At 45.7% G+C, this 19,725-nt stretch carries 14 protein-coding genes, 1 tRNA gene and 1 pseudogene; 6 read left to right on the top strand and 10 right to left on the bottom strand.

What is annotated here, in order from left to right; translation table 11 throughout:
- Positions 1 to 112: 112 nt before the first annotated feature.
- Positions 113 to 919 (top strand): annotated as a pseudogene (gene motY / locus QWZ05_RS08800) (flagellar protein MotY); the annotation flags it as partial.
- A 67-nt stretch (positions 920 to 986) separates the two neighbouring features.
- Here the strand turns inward: motY and gloA are convergent.
- Positions 987 to 1,403, bottom strand: coding sequence for a lactoylglutathione lyase (gene gloA, locus QWZ05_RS08795; protein ID WP_264875053.1), 417 nt, complete (start codon positions 1,401 to 1,403; stop codon positions 987 to 989).
- A gap of 876 nt (positions 1,404 to 2,279) precedes the next feature.
- On the opposite strand from gloA, the gene QWZ05_RS08790 reads away from it, so the two are divergent.
- Positions 2,280 to 5,033 (top strand): cation-translocating P-type ATPase, encoded by a 2,754-nt coding sequence (locus tag QWZ05_RS08790; protein WP_290298013.1) that lies wholly within the window; start codon positions 2,280 to 2,282, stop codon positions 5,031 to 5,033.
- 214 nt (positions 5,034 to 5,247) lie between these two features.
- The gene (locus tag QWZ05_RS08785) at positions 5,248 to 6,861 is read left to right on the top strand and encodes a methyl-accepting chemotaxis protein (protein ID WP_290298011.1); all 1,614 of its coding nucleotides are present in this window, start codon (positions 5,248 to 5,250) and stop codon (positions 6,859 to 6,861) included.
- Between the two features lie 48 nt (positions 6,862 to 6,909).
- On the opposite strand, the gene nth is transcribed toward QWZ05_RS08785, so the two are convergent.
- The 8 genes from nth to QWZ05_RS08745 form a co-directional block, all read right to left on the bottom strand.
- On the bottom strand, positions 6,910 to 7,545 hold the full coding sequence (gene nth, locus QWZ05_RS08780) for an endonuclease III (protein WP_290298009.1): 636 nt from the start codon (positions 7,543 to 7,545) through the stop codon (positions 6,910 to 6,912).
- Between the two features lie 25 nt (positions 7,546 to 7,570).
- Positions 7,571 to 8,263 carry an electron transport complex subunit E gene (locus QWZ05_RS08775; protein WP_290298007.1) on the bottom strand — a complete coding sequence of 231 codons (693 nt, stop codon included), beginning with the start codon at positions 8,261 to 8,263 and terminating at the stop codon, positions 7,571 to 7,573.
- On the bottom strand, positions 8,256 to 8,891 hold the full coding sequence (gene rsxG, locus QWZ05_RS08770; protein WP_264875059.1) for an electron transport complex subunit RsxG: 636 nt from the start codon (positions 8,889 to 8,891) through the stop codon (positions 8,256 to 8,258). Before rsxG ends, QWZ05_RS08775 begins: the two co-directional genes overlap by 8 nt.
- 2 nt (positions 8,892 to 8,893) lie before the next feature.
- Positions 8,894 to 9,946 carry an electron transport complex subunit RsxD gene (gene rsxD, locus QWZ05_RS08765; RefSeq protein ID WP_290298004.1) on the bottom strand — a complete coding sequence of 351 codons (1,053 nt, stop codon included), beginning with the start codon at positions 9,944 to 9,946 and terminating at the stop codon, positions 8,894 to 8,896.
- Positions 9,946 to 12,291, bottom strand: coding sequence for an electron transport complex subunit RsxC (gene rsxC, locus QWZ05_RS08760; RefSeq protein ID WP_290298003.1), 2,346 nt, complete (start codon positions 12,289 to 12,291; stop codon positions 9,946 to 9,948). The genes rsxD and rsxC overlap by 1 nt, the downstream gene beginning before the upstream one ends.
- 9 nt (positions 12,292 to 12,300) lie before the next feature.
- On the bottom strand, positions 12,301 to 12,885 hold the full coding sequence (gene rsxB / locus QWZ05_RS08755; protein WP_290298001.1) for an electron transport complex subunit RsxB: 585 nt from the start codon (positions 12,883 to 12,885) through the stop codon (positions 12,301 to 12,303).
- The gene (gene rsxA / locus QWZ05_RS08750; RefSeq protein ID WP_264875063.1) at positions 12,885 to 13,466 is read right to left on the bottom strand and encodes an electron transport complex subunit RsxA; all 582 of its coding nucleotides are present in this window, start codon (positions 13,464 to 13,466) and stop codon (positions 12,885 to 12,887) included. Before rsxA ends, rsxB begins: the two co-directional genes overlap by 1 nt.
- Positions 13,467 to 13,855: 389 nt before the next feature.
- Positions 13,856 to 13,931: transfer RNA gene (locus tag QWZ05_RS08745), tRNA-Asn, on the bottom strand.
- Positions 13,932 to 14,442: 511 nt separating this feature from the next.
- Between QWZ05_RS08745 and uvrB the strand changes: the two genes are divergently transcribed.
- The 3 genes from uvrB (at position 14,443) to QWZ05_RS08730 (ending at position 18,582) form a co-directional block, all read left to right on the top strand.
- Entirely contained in the window at positions 14,443 to 16,473 is a 2,031-nt protein-coding gene (gene uvrB, locus QWZ05_RS08740) for an excinuclease ABC subunit UvrB (RefSeq protein ID WP_290297998.1), read from the top strand.
- 358 nt (positions 16,474 to 16,831) lie between these two features.
- Positions 16,832 to 18,244 (top strand): quorum-sensing sigma-54 dependent transcriptional regulator LuxO, encoded by a 1,413-nt coding sequence (gene luxO / locus QWZ05_RS08735; protein WP_290297996.1) that lies wholly within the window; start codon positions 16,832 to 16,834, stop codon positions 18,242 to 18,244.
- A complete protein-coding gene (locus QWZ05_RS08730) occupies positions 18,244 to 18,582 on the top strand; it encodes an Hpt domain-containing protein (RefSeq protein ID WP_264875066.1) in 339 nt (112 codons plus the stop codon). Before luxO ends, QWZ05_RS08730 begins: the two co-directional genes overlap by 1 nt.
- Positions 18,583 to 18,699: 117 nt before the next feature.
- Here the strand turns inward: QWZ05_RS08730 and QWZ05_RS08725 are convergent, their stop codons facing one another.
- Positions 18,700 to 19,611, bottom strand: coding sequence for a YvcK family protein (locus tag QWZ05_RS08725; RefSeq protein WP_290297993.1), 912 nt, complete (start codon positions 19,609 to 19,611; stop codon positions 18,700 to 18,702).
- Between the last annotated feature and the right edge of the window lie 114 nt (positions 19,612 to 19,725).

Below are 19,725 nucleotides of genomic sequence, written 5' to 3'. Positions count from 1 at the left end.
CTTATTAGGCCAGACAGATAATAGATAAGGTTGGTTAATGAAGTTTGTTCTGCGCTGCAGCTTACCTGTAGTCATGGCAATATCTGCGATGCAGGTAGAGGCGGCAGGAAAGAAATATGTCTCGACACCCGAGCAGTCGACATGGGAGATGGTGGCGAATACCCCTCTCGAGTGTCGTATGGTTCATCCGATCCCGAATTATGGTGATGCGGAGTTCTCATCGCGCGCGAGTAAACGTATCAACCTAGATTTTGAGTTGAAAATGCGCCGCCCGATGGGAGAGACACGAGAGGTGAGTTTGGTCTCGATGCCAGCCAGTTGGCAACCTGGAGATCGTGCTGACCGTGTTGCGAACGTGCAGTTTTTTAAACAGTTTGATGGTTATGTTGGTGGCCAAGCTGCATGGGGCATATTGAGTGAACTAGAAAAAGGGCGTTTTCCTACCTTTAGTTACCAAGACTGGCAGAGCCGCGATCAATATATAGAAGTAGCACTCTCTCCGGTGAGCTTTAATGCTAAGTTTGGTGTTTTTAGCGATTGTGTCGCCAACCTGCTGCCCTATAGTTTTGAAGATATTTCATTCACGATTCTGCATTATGACCGCGATAGTGTCAGCTTGAACAAAGCCTCTTTACAGCGCCTTGAGCAAATTGCGGAGTATATTCGTCACAACCAAGACATTGATTTGGTCCTCGTCTCCACTTATACCGATAGTGAAGAGGTTAGGAGCGTGAGCCAGAGCCTCTCTGATAAGCGTGCAAAAGTGTTACGAGACTATTTTGAGTCGCTCGGACTGCCAGAGCATCGAATACAAGTTCAAGGTTATGGAGACCGTCGTCCGATAGCTGACAATGCATCACCAATCGGAAAAGACAAAAACCGACGTGTTGTGATCTCGTTGGGTCGCACGCAAATCTAACAAACAAAAGGCTCTGACTACGTGTGCAGTCAGAGCCTTACTCATCCAAATTATTAGATTGTGCGGATTAGCCTTCTAGGCCAGCCTCACCTTGAGAGTTTTGAATAAGCTCAATCATGTAGCCATCTGGGTCTTTAACAAAGGCAATTTCAGTAGAACCACCTTTCACTGGACCAGGCTCACGCGTTACGTTGCCACCCACTGCTTTGATAGCGTCACAAGTTGAGTAGATATCATCAACGCCAATCGCAATGTGACCGAATGCACTACCTAGGTCGTACTCTGACGTACCCCAGTTGTAGGTCAGCTCAATTACTGCACCATTTGATTCATCACCGTAGCCGACGAAGGCAAGCGTGTATTTGTACTCTTCGTTCTCATGTTGACGAAGCAGTTCCATGCCCATCACTTTTGTATAAAACTCAATTGAGCGCTCAAGGTTACCAACGCGTAGCATAGTATGAAGTAAGCGGCCGTTTGCCATAGTTATTGCTCCCAGATGTTTGTAATTAGTGTAGTGCTGAGTGTGTGTTTGATAAACAAGCGCTGATGATGTTCGAAGCGCTTTAAGCCACTCGCCTTTAGGGTATATCACTATATCCTGGTCAGTATCGCAAGTAACATAATATTAAATTATTGATTTGATAAACTAATACGCTTATTCATTCGTGTTTCCCACGTAAGTTCCTATTTTTGTGTTCCACATAATTCGTGTATTTGTATGACTAATTGAGAGGTGGTTTTCTGAGGTTTTTGGTGAGGTAGAAGTTGAGTTTTGGGCTGCCACGAGTCAGTGAGTGCATAAAATTTCGCTAAGGCAATGCGGTAAATTATTATCAAATTCTCTGATTTCTTTAAGAGCTACCATGAGAAAAAGTGATAGCAATAGGGGTGTTTGATGAAGGTTTGGTTGTTATATGACCTTGTTTTCATTTTCTCAATTTATGATTCCGCCTCATAGACATTATAAAAATAATGGTTATTCCGATGTTTCACTTCGATAATAAGGAATTTTCGATAAAAGAGCTAATTTCTTATGGTTTTTACGAATTTAAACCAAAGTCACATTTTTTAGTAAATTCATTTAAATTCAATTAGTTGAAATAAATTGTTTCATTCTTGGTTTATTTTTGTTTGTGTAGTATTTCTTCGTGGTTGCCGCCTGTAGTTGTCAAATGTTGATTTTGTGTGAACCGTCAAACTTTGCCAATTTAAGGTGCGTTGATATATAGTTTTTTTACAACCTCAAACCGAGTAGTTATGCACTAAGTGGTTTGAGGTATATTTTGGAATAGAAACTATAAGTATTATTTTATTACATTTAGTCCAGGGAGTCGGATGTTAATGTGGAGTACTCAAAATGACGAGTAAATGGTTTACACAACAAGGTTCAGAGGTTCTTAAAACTCTGGACACTGAACAAACTACAGGTCTATCAACTGCTGAAGCACAAGCTCGTTTAGAGAAGCACGGTGCAAACGAATTGACTGCACAAGAGTCAGCGACAGCATGGGAACTGTACATTCATCAGTATAAAAATCCCCTAATCTTTATCCTAGCGGTTGGTGCTCTTGTTTCATGGTTCACTGGCCACGCAATTGATGCAATCGCTATCGCGGTTATCATTCTTATCAACACTGGTATTGCTTTCTGGCAAGAGTTTAAAGCTCAGAAAGGTATGGAAGCGCTAAAAGAAATGGCGGCGCCAGAAGCAGAAGTGATGCGTGATGGTAAATGGATCAGTGTACCGGCGAAAACGCTAGTTCCTGGCGATATCATCAAAATCAATACTGGTGACATCCTTCCAGCCGATGTTCGTATCATCGAGTCAAACCGATTGACAGTAGACGAAGCCGCTCTAACGGGTGAGTCTGAACCAGTCAACAAACAGTGTGAAGTTATCGAAGACGAAACTGTGGGTCTGGGCGACCAGAAGAACATGGGCTTCATGACTACTATCGTAACAACAGGTACAGGTCTTGCCGTTGTAACAAGCACGGGTATGGAAACAGAGGTTGGTCATATCGCGGATATGATGAACCAGACTGAAGAGACAAAGACACCGATGCAAGAGCGTATGGACACCATCGCTTTGGCACTATTGGTTGTTGCTCTTGTAGTTGTAGCTATCGTATGTGCAATCGGTCTTTACCACGGTATGCCATGGCTAGAGATCCTAACTACTGGTATTTCTCTATCTGTTGCGGCAATCCCTGAAGGTCTTCCAACTGTTGTAACTATCGTATTGACGATGGGTTCAACCAAGATGGTTAAGAGCAATGCGCTGGCAAAACAGCTAGCAGCAATCGAAACGCTTGGTTCTACTACCGTTATCTGTTCAGATAAAACGGGTACGCTAACTCAAAACCAAATGCAGGTAATGAAAGCGTATGACGTATCAGGTCGTTACTGGGATGTTTCTGGTAAAGGTTTTGATCCTCAAGGCGAATTCATCGCGAAAGGTCATGACGTAGAAGCAACAAATAGCCCAGCTATGATGCAAGGTCTAGTCGTTGCAACGCTGTGTAACGATGCAGAATATGTTAACGACAAAGGCAACTGGACGGTTCGTGGCAACCCAACAGAGGGCGCTCTTATTGTTGCAGCAGCTAAAGCAGGTCTGAAGCAAGCTGAAATGCTGAGCACTGGCGGCTACTCTATCGTTAAGAAGTTCCCGTTCGATTCTGGTCGTAAAATGGCATCAGTGATCGTACGTGACCCACAAGGTAAGCACTTCCTAGCACTGAAAGGTGCGCCAGATGTTGTACTACGTAACTCAACAAGCTTTATGGTTGATGGTGGTTATGTACCAACAGCAACGGCTATCGCAGCAGGTAACTTGGCGGTAGATACTGCTCAAGCTCAAGAGCTACAAACTAACTTTGAAGCAGCGATCCAAAACTTTGGTGGTGATGCACTGCGTACCCTAGCGGTTGGTTTCCGTGAACTGAAAGAAGAAGAGCTAGAGCTAGACTTCCCTGAGCTTGAAAAAGATGTCAGCATCCTTGGTATCTATGGCATCATGGATCCACCACGCCCAGAAGTACGTCATGCAGTTGACAGCTGTTACAACGCTGGTGTTCGCACAGTAATGATTACAGGCGACCACGCAGTGACAGCAGCCGCTATCGCACGTGAAATCGGTATTATCCGTAGCGAAGAAGACCTTGTTGTAACGGGTGCAGAGCTTGACCAAATGGACGAAGAGAAGCTGCGCGCTATCTGTCCTAAAGTTGCAGTGTTTGCTCGTGTAACGCCTGAGCACAAACTACGTATCGTAAAAGCTCAGCAAGAGAACAACGAAGTTGCTTCTATGACGGGTGACGGCGTAAACGATGCTCCAGCACTACGTCGTGCGGATATCGGTGTTGCAATGGGTATCACGGGTACATCAGTAGCTAAAGACTCTGGTGACCTTATTCTTCTTGATGACAACTTCAGCACAATCGTTAAAGCGGTACGTCAAGGTCGTCAAATCTTCGATAACCTACGTAAGTTTATCCGTCAGGCTCTGACAGCAAACGTTGGTGAAGTATCGGTAATCTTGTTTGCATTCCTAATCATGGGCCCTGAGGTTGTACTGCCTCTAACACCACTAATGATTCTATGGGTTAACCTGGTTTCAGATGGTCTTCCGGCACTAGCACTTGGTGTTGAACCAGAAGAAAATGACCTGATGGAACGCAAACCGCGTAAACGTAACGAAGGCTTCTTCTCTGACGGCTTAGGTGCACGAATCCTAACTCGTGGTCTAGCACTAGGTGGTTTGAGTTTCGTGACATTCTCTATCGCTCTAGGTGATGGTTACAGCGCTCAATACGCACAGACAGTGGCATTCTTGACACTTATCTTTGCTCAGCTTTGGAGCTTGTTCGATGCACGTACGTTCACAACGATTTACCGTAAGAACCCGTTCACGAACCACTACCTACTAGGTGCAGTAGCAGTATCAGCTATCCTGTCTCTAGGTGTTGTATACACAGGCTTCGGTCAGTTAGTCTTCAGCACAGAAGCGATTGAGTTCAGTCACCTAATCTCAATCATCTTTGTTGCAGCAGTACCAACGTTCGTACTATCAGCAATCAAAGAAGTGACTAAAGCGAAATTCCTATAATTTGACCTTTAGCTAGAATAAGAAATCCCGCAGTTATCTTGATAGCTGCGGGATTTTTATATTTTGAAACAATATAGTCATGCCAATATCGATTGATTAAGTCAATTCATGATTTTGACTAGAGACAGCCTGTGAGGCTTTCTCTAGGATGCACCACCTAAAATCAATACTGAACATTCATTCGCACAATCTCGTGCGTACACTGTGGTAAATCATGAGAGTTTCTCAAAAAATTTCACTCATTAGTCTTGTGGCTATTCTTCTTCTCATTGGGGCAAGCATTTCCAGTTTCCTCCAGTCGCAACGACTCATCGCACATATAGAGTCAATTCAGAATGAGCGCGCAATTCCTCTAGCTCAGCTTAAAGGAATTTCAGACGCCTATGCGGTCAATGTTATTGATGCGTTAAACAAAGCGTATTTAGCGGATGAGCAAAACCTTGGTACTGTTTTCAAACAGATAGATCAAACTATCGAACAGGCGAATAGCCAATGGAATAACTATGTGCAAAATGTTCTGACAGCCGATGAGCAAAGACTTGCAGAGACGACACAGCAGCACTTGTTTAACGTAGTCAGTCAACTGCAATCTAGGCAGTCGAGCCTTCAAGCTGAGCGTTTGAATCTACGCGATCTCATTATCGCCACCTATCAGGATGTTGATGCACTGAGCTTAAGTATCGATGCATTGATTGATCTCCAGTTAGATGTTGTGGATGACATTCATCACCAAGCGCTAACTGCCGAAGATAAATACAATGTGATAAGAGTACTTTACGTAGTGTTTGGCTTTAGTGCGTTTGCCTTGTTGTCATATAAAATTGTTACATCGATTACGCGTTTACTAGGTGCCGAGCCTGAAGTCATTTCACAGTACTTACACCAAATGGCATCGGGTGAATTTAGAAAGTTCGAAACAGATTCTACTAAAGCAACGGGCGTGTTCGCTTCACTAACTCAAATGGCGAATCGCCAGCATGAATTGCTTAATAGCACACACGGAGTGGCAAATAATGTTGCCGCTGCCGCTGAAGAACTCTCCTGCGTTATGGCAGAAACAGCGAAAAATGCAGAGCAGGAGAAGGTGCAATTAGAGAGTGTTAATACTGCACTGGCGCAGCTGTCTGCAACGGTGGGTGAAATGGTAGGCAATACAGTGAATGCAGAATCTGCGGCGGTTAAAGCAGCGGATAGCGTGCAAGAAGGAAGCTTACAGCTGCAAAGTTCAGTCGATTTAACCAATAACATCGAACGTTCGATCTACATCACTACAGAGGTTTTACAAAAGCTGAAAAATGAAACACAAAATATTGAGGAGGTTGTCGATGTTATTAATCAAATCTCTGAACAAACCAACCTTTTAGCTCTAAATGCTGCAATCGAAGCGGCTAGAGCAGGCCAACAAGGTCGTGGTTTTGCTGTGGTTGCTGATGAAGTGAGAAACCTTGCAGCAAAAACTCAGCAGTCAACACAGCGCATCCGAGACATGATTGCTAGTTTTCAGCAGCAAGCAGATGTTGCGAATAGCAATATGCAGCAGAATAAGGAGATGATCGAAAACTCGGTTGTATTAACGAGTGCGGTTGAGGTTGCGTTTAGTGATATACAAGCTTCGGTTGCTTCGCTATCGGAAATCAATGCATCGGTTGCCAATTCGTCTCAGGAGCAGCTGGCAGTGACGAAAGAGGTATCTGAAAGAGCGAGTACTATCGTAGATTTAGTGAATCTAAATGTCAGTGCGGTGGTTCAAACTCAGCAATCCTCGTCTGAACTGGCTCAATTAGCCAATCAGCAAAAAGAAGACCTGTCATTTTTCAAGCTTAGCTGAGCAATTTGAACAGAGGCAGGTACGAGAGATCATACCTGCCGAAGTGACCTAAACTTCCGTCTTTTCGCGGTACTCACAGAGATCCTCAATGAGGCAGCTACCACAGCGTGGCTTTCTCGCGATACACGTGTAGCGCCCATGCAGAATCAGCCAGTGGTGCACATCGAGCTTAAACTCTTTTGGAACAACCTTGAGTAGCTTTTCTTCTACATCGTCGACGGTTTTACCCATGGCAAACTTAGTGCGGTTTGATACGCGATAAATGTGGGTGTCGACAGCAATGGTTGGCCAGCCAAATGCGGTGTTTAGCACGACATTCGCTGTCTTGCGCCCAACACCGGGTAGTGCTTCTAGCGCGGCTCTATCTACCGGTACTTCGCCATTATGTTTTTCTATCAAGATCTGACAAGTCTTGATGGTGTTTTTCGCTTTAGAGTTAAAAAGACCAATGGTTTTGATGTACTCCGTTAAGCCTTCAACACCAAGATCGAGTATGCCTTGCGGTGTGTTTGCAACAGGGTATAGCTTGTCTGTTGCCTTGTTGACGCTGACATCAGTGGCTTGGGCAGACAGCAGGACGGCAATCAGCAGCTCAAAAGGGGTGGACCAATTGAGCTCTGTTTGTGGATTTGGATTATCGTCTCTGAGTCTTTTTAATATTTCTATACGCTTTGTATTGTTCATTGTTGAGCTTTCAGTGAGTTTTTAATTAGCTGTTAGTCACTCGCGCACGCTCGATGGCGGTTTTCTCTTGTTTTGGTTGGCGAGCTTCTAATTGTTTGTCGATGACATTCTTCAATGCAATGAGCAGTCCTACACCAATGAATGCGCCGGGCGGTAGCAGGGCAAGTAAGAATTGGCTGTCTGTTTGGAACAGCTCGATGCGTAATACGGTTGCCCAATTGCCAAGCAACAGATCAGCACCATCAAATAGGGTGCCATTGCCTAAAACCTCTCGCATTGCGCCAAGCACAAATAGTGCTGCCGTCATGCCCATGCCCATCCCAAAACCGTCTTGAATCGCTGGTAGCCAGTCGTTTTTTGACGCAAAAGCTTCTGCACGACCGATGATAATGCAGTTAGTTACGATGAGAGGGATGAAAATACCGAGTGACAAGTAAAGTTCGTAGGCGAACGCATTCATCAATAACTGAACACAAGTCACGAGTGCGGCAATGATCATCACGAAGATAGGAATGCGCACCTCTTTCGGTACATGATGCTTAACGAGTGATACCGTTAGGTTAGAGCTCACTAGCACGAACAAGGTCGCTAACCCTAAACCTAGGGCATTGGTTACCGTCGATGAGACCGCAAGGAGTGGGCATAACCCGAGCAGCTGTACTAGAGCAGGGTTGTTGTCCCAAAGACCATTTTTGATCAGTGTTTTATGTTCAGTCATATGCAGCTCCACAATTTGCTGTTTGCGCAAACAGTGCCTCACGGTTTTGATTGAGATATAAGGTAGCGTTTTTGACAGCAGAGACTACCGCACGAGGCGTTATCGTCGCACCAGTGAATTGGTCGAACTTACCGCCATCTTTGCGCACTTTCCAGTCGTCAAGATTTGACTCAGTGACAAATTGGCCAGCAAACGCCAAGATCCACTCAGAAACACGCAGATCAATCTTATCACCAAGCCCCGGGGTTTCTTGGTGAGCAAGGACACGGCTACCTAGGATTTTACCATTCATGTCGGTTGCTACGACGATACGAATTGTACCGTTGTAACCATCCGGTGCTACTGCTTCGATAGCCACCGCACTCGGCTGGCCGTTCAAGGTCGCCAAGTAAGCTGGTTGGGCTTCATTAGTTCCTAGCAGCGGATCGGTCACCAAAGTACATGCTTGGTATAAGTTGTTATCGTGCATGCGTGTAGGGATAACCTGATTCAGTACACGCAATAGCTGTTTTTGTTGTTGCTCTGCAATCGTGTCTTTGGTGGCTAGATTGGTCACCGCGACAAGGCCTGTCGATGCACATGCAAAAATAACAAGAATGAGCGCGTTGTTTTTAATGGCGTTTAACATGACTATTTTTCGTGTCCGTAAGTTCTTGGTTTAGTGTAATGGTCGATAAGTGGTACACACATGTTGGCTAATAACACAGCAAATGCGACCCCATCCGGAAAGCCACCCCAAGAGCGAATTATGTATACCAGAAGACCGATAAGGGCACCGAAAATAAGTCGCCCTTTGACTGTCGTTGATGCTGATACCGGATCCGTCGCGATGAAGAAGGCACCAAGCATGGTTGCACCAGAAAGAAGGTGGAAGGCAGGGGATGCTACTTCTCCAGGCATGAATAACATACCCAGTACACTAGCAATAGTAAGGCCACCCAATACACCTGCAGGGATATGCCAATTGGTGACACGCAGCTTGATCATCAGTAACCCGCCAATGAGATAGGCGAGGTTAACCCACATCCAGCCTACGCCAGCGATACCATTAAATTGAGGTTGTACCATGACTTCTGGCAATGTGATACCTGAATGTAGACCTGTTTTGACTGCATCTAACGGAGTCGCCATTGTAATGCCGTCGATTCCAGAGCGAATCTGATATAAAGACATTCCATCGTTGTCAAAGCCAGTAAAGATGAGGTTTAAGGCATCGCTAAACGTTAACTGAATAGATTGCAGGTCACTCGGTGCACTCCAACTTGTCATCTGAACAGGAAATGAGATGAGCAAAACGACATACGCCACCATCGCTGGATTGAATGGATTTTGACCAATGCCACCATAAAGATGTTTTGCGATGACAATGGCGAAGATCAAACCAATAACGACGATCCACCAAGGCGCATAAGGAGGAATTGCAACAGCTAATAACCATGCAGTTACAATAGCGCTGTAGTCTCTCAATGCCATCAATGGTGGGCGCTTGCGCAATAACATCACCGCACCCTCAAGGATCAGAGCCACGACAATGGCTAACGCTAACTGAATTAGAGTTCCCCAGCCAAAGAACAGAGTTTGGGCGACAAGACCTGGCAAAGCGCATAGCGCGAGCAGTTTCATTAATGTCGGTGTACTACGACGGCTATGAGCGTGTGGTGAACTCGCAATGAAAAATGCCATTATTGATCGTCCTCTTTATTCTCTTGCTGTGCCTTTTTACGAGCTTTCGCACGAGCTATAGCAGCAGCGACAGCGGCTTTTTTCGGGTCTTCAGCGGCTTGAGGCGCTTCAGTTGCCTCTGATGCTTCAGGCTCTTGCTTTGCTTTACGTGCTTTAGCTCGAGCGATAGCAGCGGCAACCGCGGCTTTTTTCGGGTCTTCGGCGGCTTGAGGCGCTTCAGTTGCCTCTGATGCTTCAGGCTCTTGCTTTGCTTTACGTGCTTTAGCTCGAGCGATAGCAGCGGCAACGGCCGCTTTTTTCGGGTCTTCAGCGGCTTGAGGCGCTTCAGTTGCCTTTGATGCTTCAGGCTCTTGCTTTGCTTTGCGCGCTTTGGCTCGAGCGATAGCAGCGGCAACCGCGGCTTTTTTCGGGTCTTCAGCGGCTTGAGGTGCTTCAGTTGTCTCTGATGCTTCAGGCTCTTGCTGCGCCTTACGTGCTTTGGCTCGCGCAATAGCTGCGGCAACAGCGTCACTCTTGTCTGAGGCAGTGCTATTGGTATTAGCGCCTTCAGCTTGCTGTGCTTTTTTCGCTTTAGCTCGGGCAATTGCCGCAGCAACTGCGTCTTGCTTGCTTAGGCCTTCAGAGTCGCCTTGCGTTGCTTCTGCCTTTGCTTCTCGAGCCTCTCTGGCTTGGCGCTTACGCTCCTCACGCAGCTTCATCATTTCACTGTTATCAGGCTCATTCTGACCTGCAGCAGCGGCCTGTTTTGCTTTAGCACGAGCGATCGCCGCAGCAACGGCCGGTTTGGTTTCGCTCTTATCTTCAGCGGGTTGTGCTTTCTGTGCTTTAACACGGGCGATAGCCGCAGCAATAGCGTCTGAATCACCTGATGTTTTCATCTCTTTGCGGCGATCTTGCGCCGCTTTTTTGAAGCGGTTTTCTCGTTCAGCTTTATCGCGTTCTAAACGCGCCTTCTTGTCTTCAAAGCGCTGCTTCGCTCTTTCAGCAGCTTCAGACTCGGCTTTACGCTCTTTAATTTCCGCTTTGGCTTGGCGGTAGTATTGCACCAGCGGAATTTCACTCGGGCAAACATACGCGCATGCGCCGCACTCAATGCAGTCTTTAAGGTTAAGCTCTTCACACTTGTCGTAATCTTGGTCTTTTGCATACCAAACCAACTGCTGTGGAAGCAGAGACGCAGGGCAAGCTTCAGCACATTGACCACAGCGAATACACGCCATCTCCATACCTTGATGGGGAATCTCACGCTTCTTGGGTGCAAGAATACAGTTGGTCCCCTTGGTGATGGGCACATTCTCATGCGGTAGTGTAAAGCCCATCATTGGCCCACCGAGAATCAAGCGAGGGTGTTTCTTTGGTCGTTTGAAGTTGAACTGATCAAGCAGTTGAGAAACCGGTGTACCAAGGCGCACCCAGACATTTTGTGGGCGGGTAAATGATTGGCCAGTAAGAGTCACAACGCGTTCAATGAGTGGTTCACCATCGATAACCGCACGTTTGATAGCAAACGTAGAGCCGACGTTTTGCACCAGAATACCAATATCAGCCGGTAAGCCGTTAGTTGGAACTTCTTGGTTAGTCAGAATCTTAATAAGCTGTTTTTCACCACCCGATGGGTATTTTGTCGGAATGACCCGAATGACAATATCTTTCTGCTGAGCTGCCAATTCGAGTGCTTTAATGGCTTCTGGCTTGTTATCTTCGATACCGATAATGGTCAATTTGGGCTGAAGAATATACTCAAGCACCTCGATGCCTTGAATGATTTCATCAGCATGCTCTTGCATCAATCGATCGTCAGCGGTGATGTAAGGCTCACACTCTGCGGCGTTAATCACCAGAATTTCAGTTCGCGATAGACCCGTTTGCAGCTTTCTGGCAGTGGGGAATGTTGCGCCGCCCATCCCAGAGATACCTGCCTGACGAATGACCTCTATCAAGTCATCGGCAGAGGCTTGGCGAAAATCTTGGGTTGGTGTGCGTTCAATCCATTGATCTTTGCCATCAGGCTCGATCACGATCGCCATTTCACTGAGGCCAGAAGGGTGAGCAACAGTGCGAGGTTCTATCGCGACGATAGTCCCTGAGGTTGGGGCGTGGATCGGTAAGGTGAAGCCAGCATCAAACTTAGTCAGAGGCTGGCCTTTTAATACTTTTTGGTTTACGTCAACGATCAGTGTACCAGGGCGACCGATGTGCTGCTTTAAGGGCAGCACGAGTTCACTTGGCAGTTCCGCGCGAGCAATATTGTGTTGGCTCGATTGGGTTTTGTTCTCAGGTGGATGAATACCCCCCGGAAAATCCCAAATAGCCCCTGTTCTTATTTGTTCAACTAAAGACAACATACCCACTACTTACTGGCCGCTAGTTAATGATGATTGAGAATCTGTTACGTCGATGACAGGAATGGCGTTCATCTGCCACTTCCAGGTCTCGGTTGTTGCGTGTACTGGAATCATTTCTATACAGTCTGTTGGACAAGGCGCAACACACAAGTCACACCCAGTACATTCGTCTTTTATGACGGTGTGTAAGGCTTTCGTTCCGCCGACAATCGCATCGACTGGGCAAGCCTGAATGCACTTTGTGCACCCAATACACATATCTTCATGGATATAGGCAACGGTTTTTACGTTGTCGCCAAGGTCGTGTGCTGATTCTTGCACTTCAACCCCCATTAGGTCGGCGAGCTTTTCAATCGTTGCTTGACCGCCAGGAGGACATTTATTGATGTCATCGCCATTCGCGATTGCCTCTGCATAAGGGCGACAGCCTGGGTAGCCACACTGTCCGCATTGGGTTTGTGGCAGAATGGTGTCAATTTGATCAACGATCGGGTCCGCTTCAACTTTGAAGCGAATCGATGCGAAACCCAGAATGGCACCGAATAATGCAGCAAGCGCGGCAATAGCCAAAATAGCAATTAAAATCGTGCTCATTATAGTTTCACCAAACCCGTGAAGCCCATGAAGGCAAGTGACATGAGGCCAGCTGTAATCATCGCGATAGAAGCGCCCTTGAATGGCATCGGCACATCAGCAGCGGCAATTCGCTCACGCATAGAAGCAAACAAAACGAGTACTAATGAGAAACCCACCGCTGCGCCGAATCCGTAAATAATCGATTCGATAAACGTGTGGTTTTCGTTGATGTTGAGTAGAGCGACGCCTAATACAGCACAGTTCGTGGTGATAAGGGGTAAAAAGATCCCTAATAGGCGATACAGCGTTGGGCTGGTTTTGTGCACGACCATCTCAGTAAACTGCACCACAACCGCAATCACAAGAATAAAGCTCATAGTGCGCAGATATTGCAACCCAAGTGGAGCAAGAATGTAGCTTTCGACTAAGTAAGCACTGACAGACGCCAACGTAAGAACGAATGTCGTTGCTAGTCCCATACCAATCGCGGTATCGAGTTTTTTGGATACGCCCATAAACGGGCATAAGCCTAAGAATTTTACCAATACGAAGTTGTTAACTAGTACGGTTCCCACTAGTAACAAGAAATATTCGCTCATGATGATTTCTGCTTAATTATCTGATCCCAATATTATCGTGCTTTGTGGCACTAATAACAACCAAGGAAAGCTAAGGTTTTATTTTGTCGTTGGAAAAGTGTGCGAATGTGGGGGAATGGAGTAGGGAGTGAAGTGGCAAATAACACTAAACTCTACTGTTATTCGTAGTCAGTGTAATTTTGATTCACGAGCTATTTTCTTCTGTGGTCACCCTGAACTTGATTCAGGGTCTAGTTGAAGCACGTGATAAGTTCGATGACATACTCGGCTAGATACTGAGTCAAGCTCAGTATGACGTAGTTTATTGCTAAGGGGTAAGGTCTATCAGCAGAAGAAAAGAGAGTCCTTAAAACGAAGAAGCCCCAGTCCGGAGACTAGGGCTTGAGATATGGCTCCCCCTGCGGGACTCGAACCTGCGACATACGGATTAACAGTCCGCCGTTCTACCAACTGAACTAAGGGGGAATTGCTCGAAAGCGGGGCGAATATTAGCGAGCGATGCAGAAGCTGTCAACAATAAATCATGGATTTTTTACAACAAAATGATCTTTACATTGCGCTACGCCTTGCGGCATATAGGCTAGCTCTACTTATCCACCAAATTTGTGGATAAGTGTGTTGATGAAACTTTAACAACGTAAAAGATAGCGTAGATGAATGAATTGAGAAAACACGATCGTGTAGGATCTTTTGCTAAAGCGTTATTTTTTGTGATGTTTAACCAGAAAATGATCTAATGGCTTTGATCAGCAAAATAGACAATTAGTGAGGAAAACCTGTGAGCAACTTTAAAATTGTGGAAAAGCTGTGGATTCAGAGTTGAGGTTTACTAGGGGTATGACTTGCGCGGGGCAAGCATAATAACAAACAATGCTTGGCTATGCTATCACTTTCTTAGTTGGATTTAAGCGCCTATAAACGTTGAGAAGTGTATACTAATGGACAGCCACAAATAGAATAATAATGAGACCATCCTATGAGTAAAGTCTTTGATCTTAAATCTGATTATCAGCCATCAGGCGATCAGCCAGCTGCAATAGAAAAGTTGCTTGATGGCCTAGATTCTGGGCTTGCCCACCAAACCCTGTTGGGGGTGACGGGATCAGGTAAAACCTTCACGTTAGCGAATGTCATTGCCAAGGCACAGCGCCCAGCACTCCTGCTCGCGCCGAACAAGACACTTGCTGCACAGCTATATGGTGAGATGAAGGCCTTCTTTCCTAATAATGCGGTCGAATACTTTGTTTCTTACTACGACTACTATCAGCCGGAAGCTTATGTTCCAACGACGGATACCTTTATAGAAAAAGATGCCTCGGTGAATGCACACATCGAACAAATGCGGTTGTCTGCGACTAAGGCACTACTTGAGCGTAAAGATGCCATTATTATCGCGTCAGTTTCTGCCATTTATGGTTTGGGTGATCCCGAGTCGTATTTGCAGATGATGTTGCACGTCTGCCGTGGTGACGTTATCGATCAACGAGATATCCTACGTCGGTTGGCGGAACTGCAATACAGCCGTAACGATGTCGCTTTCGAACGCGGCCAGTTTAGAGTGAGAGGCGAGGTGATCGATATTTTCCCCGCGGAATCAGACCAAGATGCTGTGCGTATCGAGCTGTTTGATGATGAAGTGGACAACATTAGTATCTTTGACCCTTTGACGGGGGTGGTGAAGCAGAGAGACCTGCCTCGTATCACCGTATATCCGAAAACGCACTATGTCACGCCCCGTGAGCGTATTCTTGAAGCGATTGAAAACATCAAAGTTGAGCTGCAAGAGCGTGCTCAATATCTAAAAGACAATAATAAGCTGCTTGAAGAGCAACGTATTACCCAGCGAACACAGTTTGATATTGAGATGATGAACGAACTGGGTTTTTGTTCTGGTATCGAAAACTATTCGCGCTATTTGAGTGGTCGTGCAGAAGGTGAAGCGCCTCCGACGTTGTTTGACTATCTGCCACACGATGGTTTGCTTGTGATCGATGAATCTCACGTCACTGTGCCGCAAATTGGCGCGATGTATAAAGGTGACCGCTCTAGAAAAGAGACGCTGGTTGAATATGGCTTCCGTTTACCCTCTGCGTTAGACAATCGTCCGATGAAGTTTGAAGAGTTTGAGGGGATCGCGCCGCAAACCATTTTTGTCTCTGCAACCCCAGGCAAATACGAGTTAGAAAAATCGGAGAACGAGATCGTTGATCAAGTGGTTCGTCCGACAGGTCTATTAGACCCTGAACTAGAAGTACGCCCGGTATCTACCCAGGTTGATGACTTACTCTCAGAGATTCGTATTCGTTCAGCGAAAGATGAGCGCGTATTGGTCACGACATTAACTAAACGTATGGCGGAAGATTTGACGGAATATCTGCACGAACATGACGTCAAGGTTCGCTATTTACACTCTGATATTGATACGGTTGAACGTGTCGAGATTATCCGTGATTTACGTTTAGGCGAGTTCGACGTGCTGGTGGGCATCAACTTGTTGCGTGAGGGCTTGGATATGCCAGAAGTGTCTTTGGTCGCCATATTAGATGCCGATAAAGAGGGCTTCTTGCGCTCTGAACGCTCGCTTATCCAGACAATTGGCCGCGCTGCGCGTAACTTGCAAGGTAAAGCGATTTTGTATGCTGATCGTATTACTAACTCAATGAAAACGGCGATGGATGAAACCAACCGTCGTAGAGAAAAGCAGCGAGCTTATAATGAAGAGCAGGGCATCACTCCACAAGCGCTTAAACGTAATGTAAAAGATATTATGGAGCTCGGGGATATTACCAAGGCTAAGAGTCAACGTAAGTCGAAGGTTGTGCCATTGGCAAAAGTAGCAGAAGAGCAGGCAGATTATGGTTCGTTGTCACCACAAGCTCTAGATAAAGAAATTAGTAAGCTAGAGGCGCAAATGTATCAACACGCGCAAGATCTAGAATTTGAGCTGGCTGCCCAGAAACGTGACCAAATAGAGAAGTTGCGTCAGCAATTTATTGTAAACAGCTAAATTGATTGTAACGCACTAATTTGATTGTAAATAAACAAGTGACAGGCAAAAAAATAGCCAATAGCAATCATGCTATTGGCTCTATATGTGAAAAAACTTTTCACTAACAACGTCAGTTGGCTAGGTGACCCTTGCGGGTCGCTATAACTATTGCATCCTGCGTGCCAACTTTTAAATTTCCTCCGTAAAATAAATTTTATCCATTAATATCAATGGCTTGTTTGTTATTTTATGTTTCTGCGTTCAATATGTAACGGATTAAATTTCAATTTGATGGATAAATTATTTGATATATGCAATTGCAAATTGCAAAATGGCAATCCTATAATTATTAATATGCGAATGTTACGGCTAGGTTATGCAACATAATGATTCCAGCAACAAGTACCTGTTAATGGTCGAAGACACTGCGTCTGTTGCCACTCTGTATCGCACCTATCTCACCCCGTTGGGTATAGACATTAATATTGTCGTCAACGGACATGATGCGATTGAAAGCCTCAATCATCGAATCCCAGATCTGATATTGCTTGATTTGCGTCTACCCGATATGACGGGGATGGATGTTCTTGAGATCGTAAAGAAAAAACACAAAGACGTTCCTGTGATCTTTATGACCGCTCATGGTTCGATTGAAACAGCGGTAGAAGCGATGCGTTTGGGGGCTCAGGATTTCTTGATTAAGCCTTGTGAAGCCGATCAGCTGCGGATTACGGTCAATACCGCGATGCGTAAAGCGGAGAAGCTTAAAATCGATGATGGCAATCCTAAGAATCATCGCTATCATGGCTTTATCGGAAGCAGTCAAAACATGCAATCGGTGTATCGGGTGATTGACTCCGCTGCAAGCAGTAAAGCAAGTATTTTTATCACCGGCGAAAGTGGCACCGGTAAAGAGGTGTGTGCAGAAGCGATCCACGCAGCGAGTAACCGCCGCTCGAATCCGTTTATCGCAATAAACTGTGCAGCTATCCCTAAAGATCTGATTGAGAGTGAGCTATTTGGTCACGTCAAAGGCGCGTTTACTGGAGCGTCAACCGATAGGCAGGGCGCGGCAGAAATGGCTGATGGCGGTACGCTGTTTTTGGACGAAATCTGCGAGATGGATTTGGAGCTGCAAACCAAGCTGTTACGCTTTATTCAAACCGGTACATTCCAGAAAGTAGGCTCATCCAAAATGAAAAGCGTTGATGTACGCTTTGTTTGTGCGACCAACCGAGATCCTTGGACAGAGGTACAAGAAGGGCGTTTCCGTGAAGACTTGTATTACCGTCTCTACGTGATCCCGCTACATCTTCCACCGTTGCGAGAGCGCGGGGAAGACATCATTGAGATTGCGTATTCACTATTAGGCTTCATGTCGAATGAAGAGGGGAAAGAGTTTAACCATCTATCTCCTCCTGTTGTAGAGCGCTTTATTAGTTATGAGTGGCCAGGCAATGTTCGTCAGCTACAAAACGTGCTGCGTAATGTTGTCGTACTTAACAGCGGTAAAGAGATTACTTTGGATATGTTGCCCCCACCGATCAACACGGCCGAAGCGAGCTCTAACCGCCATGTTATCACTCCGTCAGTGAACCAAGAGTCTGCGGCAGATCAATTTACCGAATCTGATATTTTACCTTTGTGGGAAAGTGAGAAGCAGACAATTGAACAGGCAATTGAAGCCTGCGAAGGTAATATTCCAAAAGCAGCGCGTCATTTAGAAGTGAGTCCTTCAACGCTGTATCGAAAATTACAGTCTTGGGAACAGCGTAAAGAGGTCAATTAATGGATGTAATGAACAAAGTGAAAATTGATGATTTAGGCGCACAAATAGGTAAGGAAAACCTAGCGCCTTTGTTTGAGATTTTTACTAACGAGCTTGCTGATTACCAACAATCTTTAAAAACGATTGAAGGTGATATGCTCTCCAAGCTGTTAGGGGAAATTTGTCATGCTTTAAAAAGCAGCGCCGCGAGCTTTGGTGCTGATGCGTTGTGTGAACATGCTATCGCTGTTGATGCTCAGTTTAAGCAGGGCGCCGACCTGACTCAGGGGGAGTGGGTAGACACAACGCTCACTCTGCTCGAACAAACTCATATTGCCTATACTCAGTTCAGTCAATAGTCTGCCTATTGGTGGATAAAGAGCGATAGGTTCTAATAAAAAAGAAAGCCGTGATTTTTACTGTTTACTTCAGTTAAATCACGGCTTTATTGTCTTCAAATAGTGTGTAGCTAACGTTTAACTCGCGATCTCGGTTTCTTGTGACGAGAGTAGATCAATGACTACTTGTTGAAGCTTACCGCGGTCATGACGCCAATCTCTATTCGCGGAAGCAAGCGAAGTGGTGAAGTAGTGCCAACTTTTGGCGACTTCAGGGTCTGGCTTTTCACCAACAATCACATCAATCTTGCGTGCCTGACAGGCTCGTTCACACCATTGCAGTTTTTCTACCGGAGTCATTCGGCCAGCAGGGCCATATTCAGGTGAAAGGTTCTCGATAAATACCAACTTGGCTTTGGTATTATTTGCAATCGCTCGACCAATCTCGGGCAACAACAATGGGGGCATAATACTGGTTAAAAAGCTGCCCGGACCAAGAATAATGCAATCGGCTTCTTCGAGTGCCTGCACCGCTTCGCGTGTTGCCGGGACTTCTGGAGAGAGATCCATACGTAGTAGGTCTTGCTCCATTTCATCGACAGAAGTTTCACCTGTTACCCACATGCCCTCTTTTGATAATGCAGTAAGGTCGGAAGGGTGCTCTGTCATTGGTACAATGTTGACATCCACTTTCAACATATCGCGTATCAGATTAATTGCTTCTAACGGTCGTACAGAAAGGTTGTCGAGTGCCGTAAGCATTAAGTTTCCAAGATTATGACCGTTGAGGTCTCCCGCCCCGCGGAAACGGTACTCAAACATCATTGAGCTGATGGAAGGCTCGGTAATTAACTGATTGATACAGTTACGCATATCACCCCAAGCAATGCCCCCCTGGCATAAGCGGATACGGCCTGTTGAGCCACCGTTGTCTGTGGTGGTCACGATGCCTGTTGCATTGCCTCCGAAATCTTTGAGAGCGGCCAACATTCGCCCTAAGCCGTGGCCGCCGCCAACGGCTACAATTTTTTTATTTTGATAGATAGTCATACAGATTCTTATTCTTTGGCGTATTTAGGGCTAAACTTTACTCTAAGGTCGGAATCTTGCCTACCCATAAAGGTTAAATTGAGATTTCATCAATAATATTTGGGTTTTCCGCTA

This window comes from Vibrio agarivorans, from assembly GCF_030409635.1.
In the GTDB taxonomy this organism is placed as follows: domain Bacteria; phylum Pseudomonadota; class Gammaproteobacteria; order Enterobacterales; family Vibrionaceae; genus Vibrio; species Vibrio agarivorans.
This window is presented reverse-complemented; position numbering and strand designations above follow the sequence as displayed.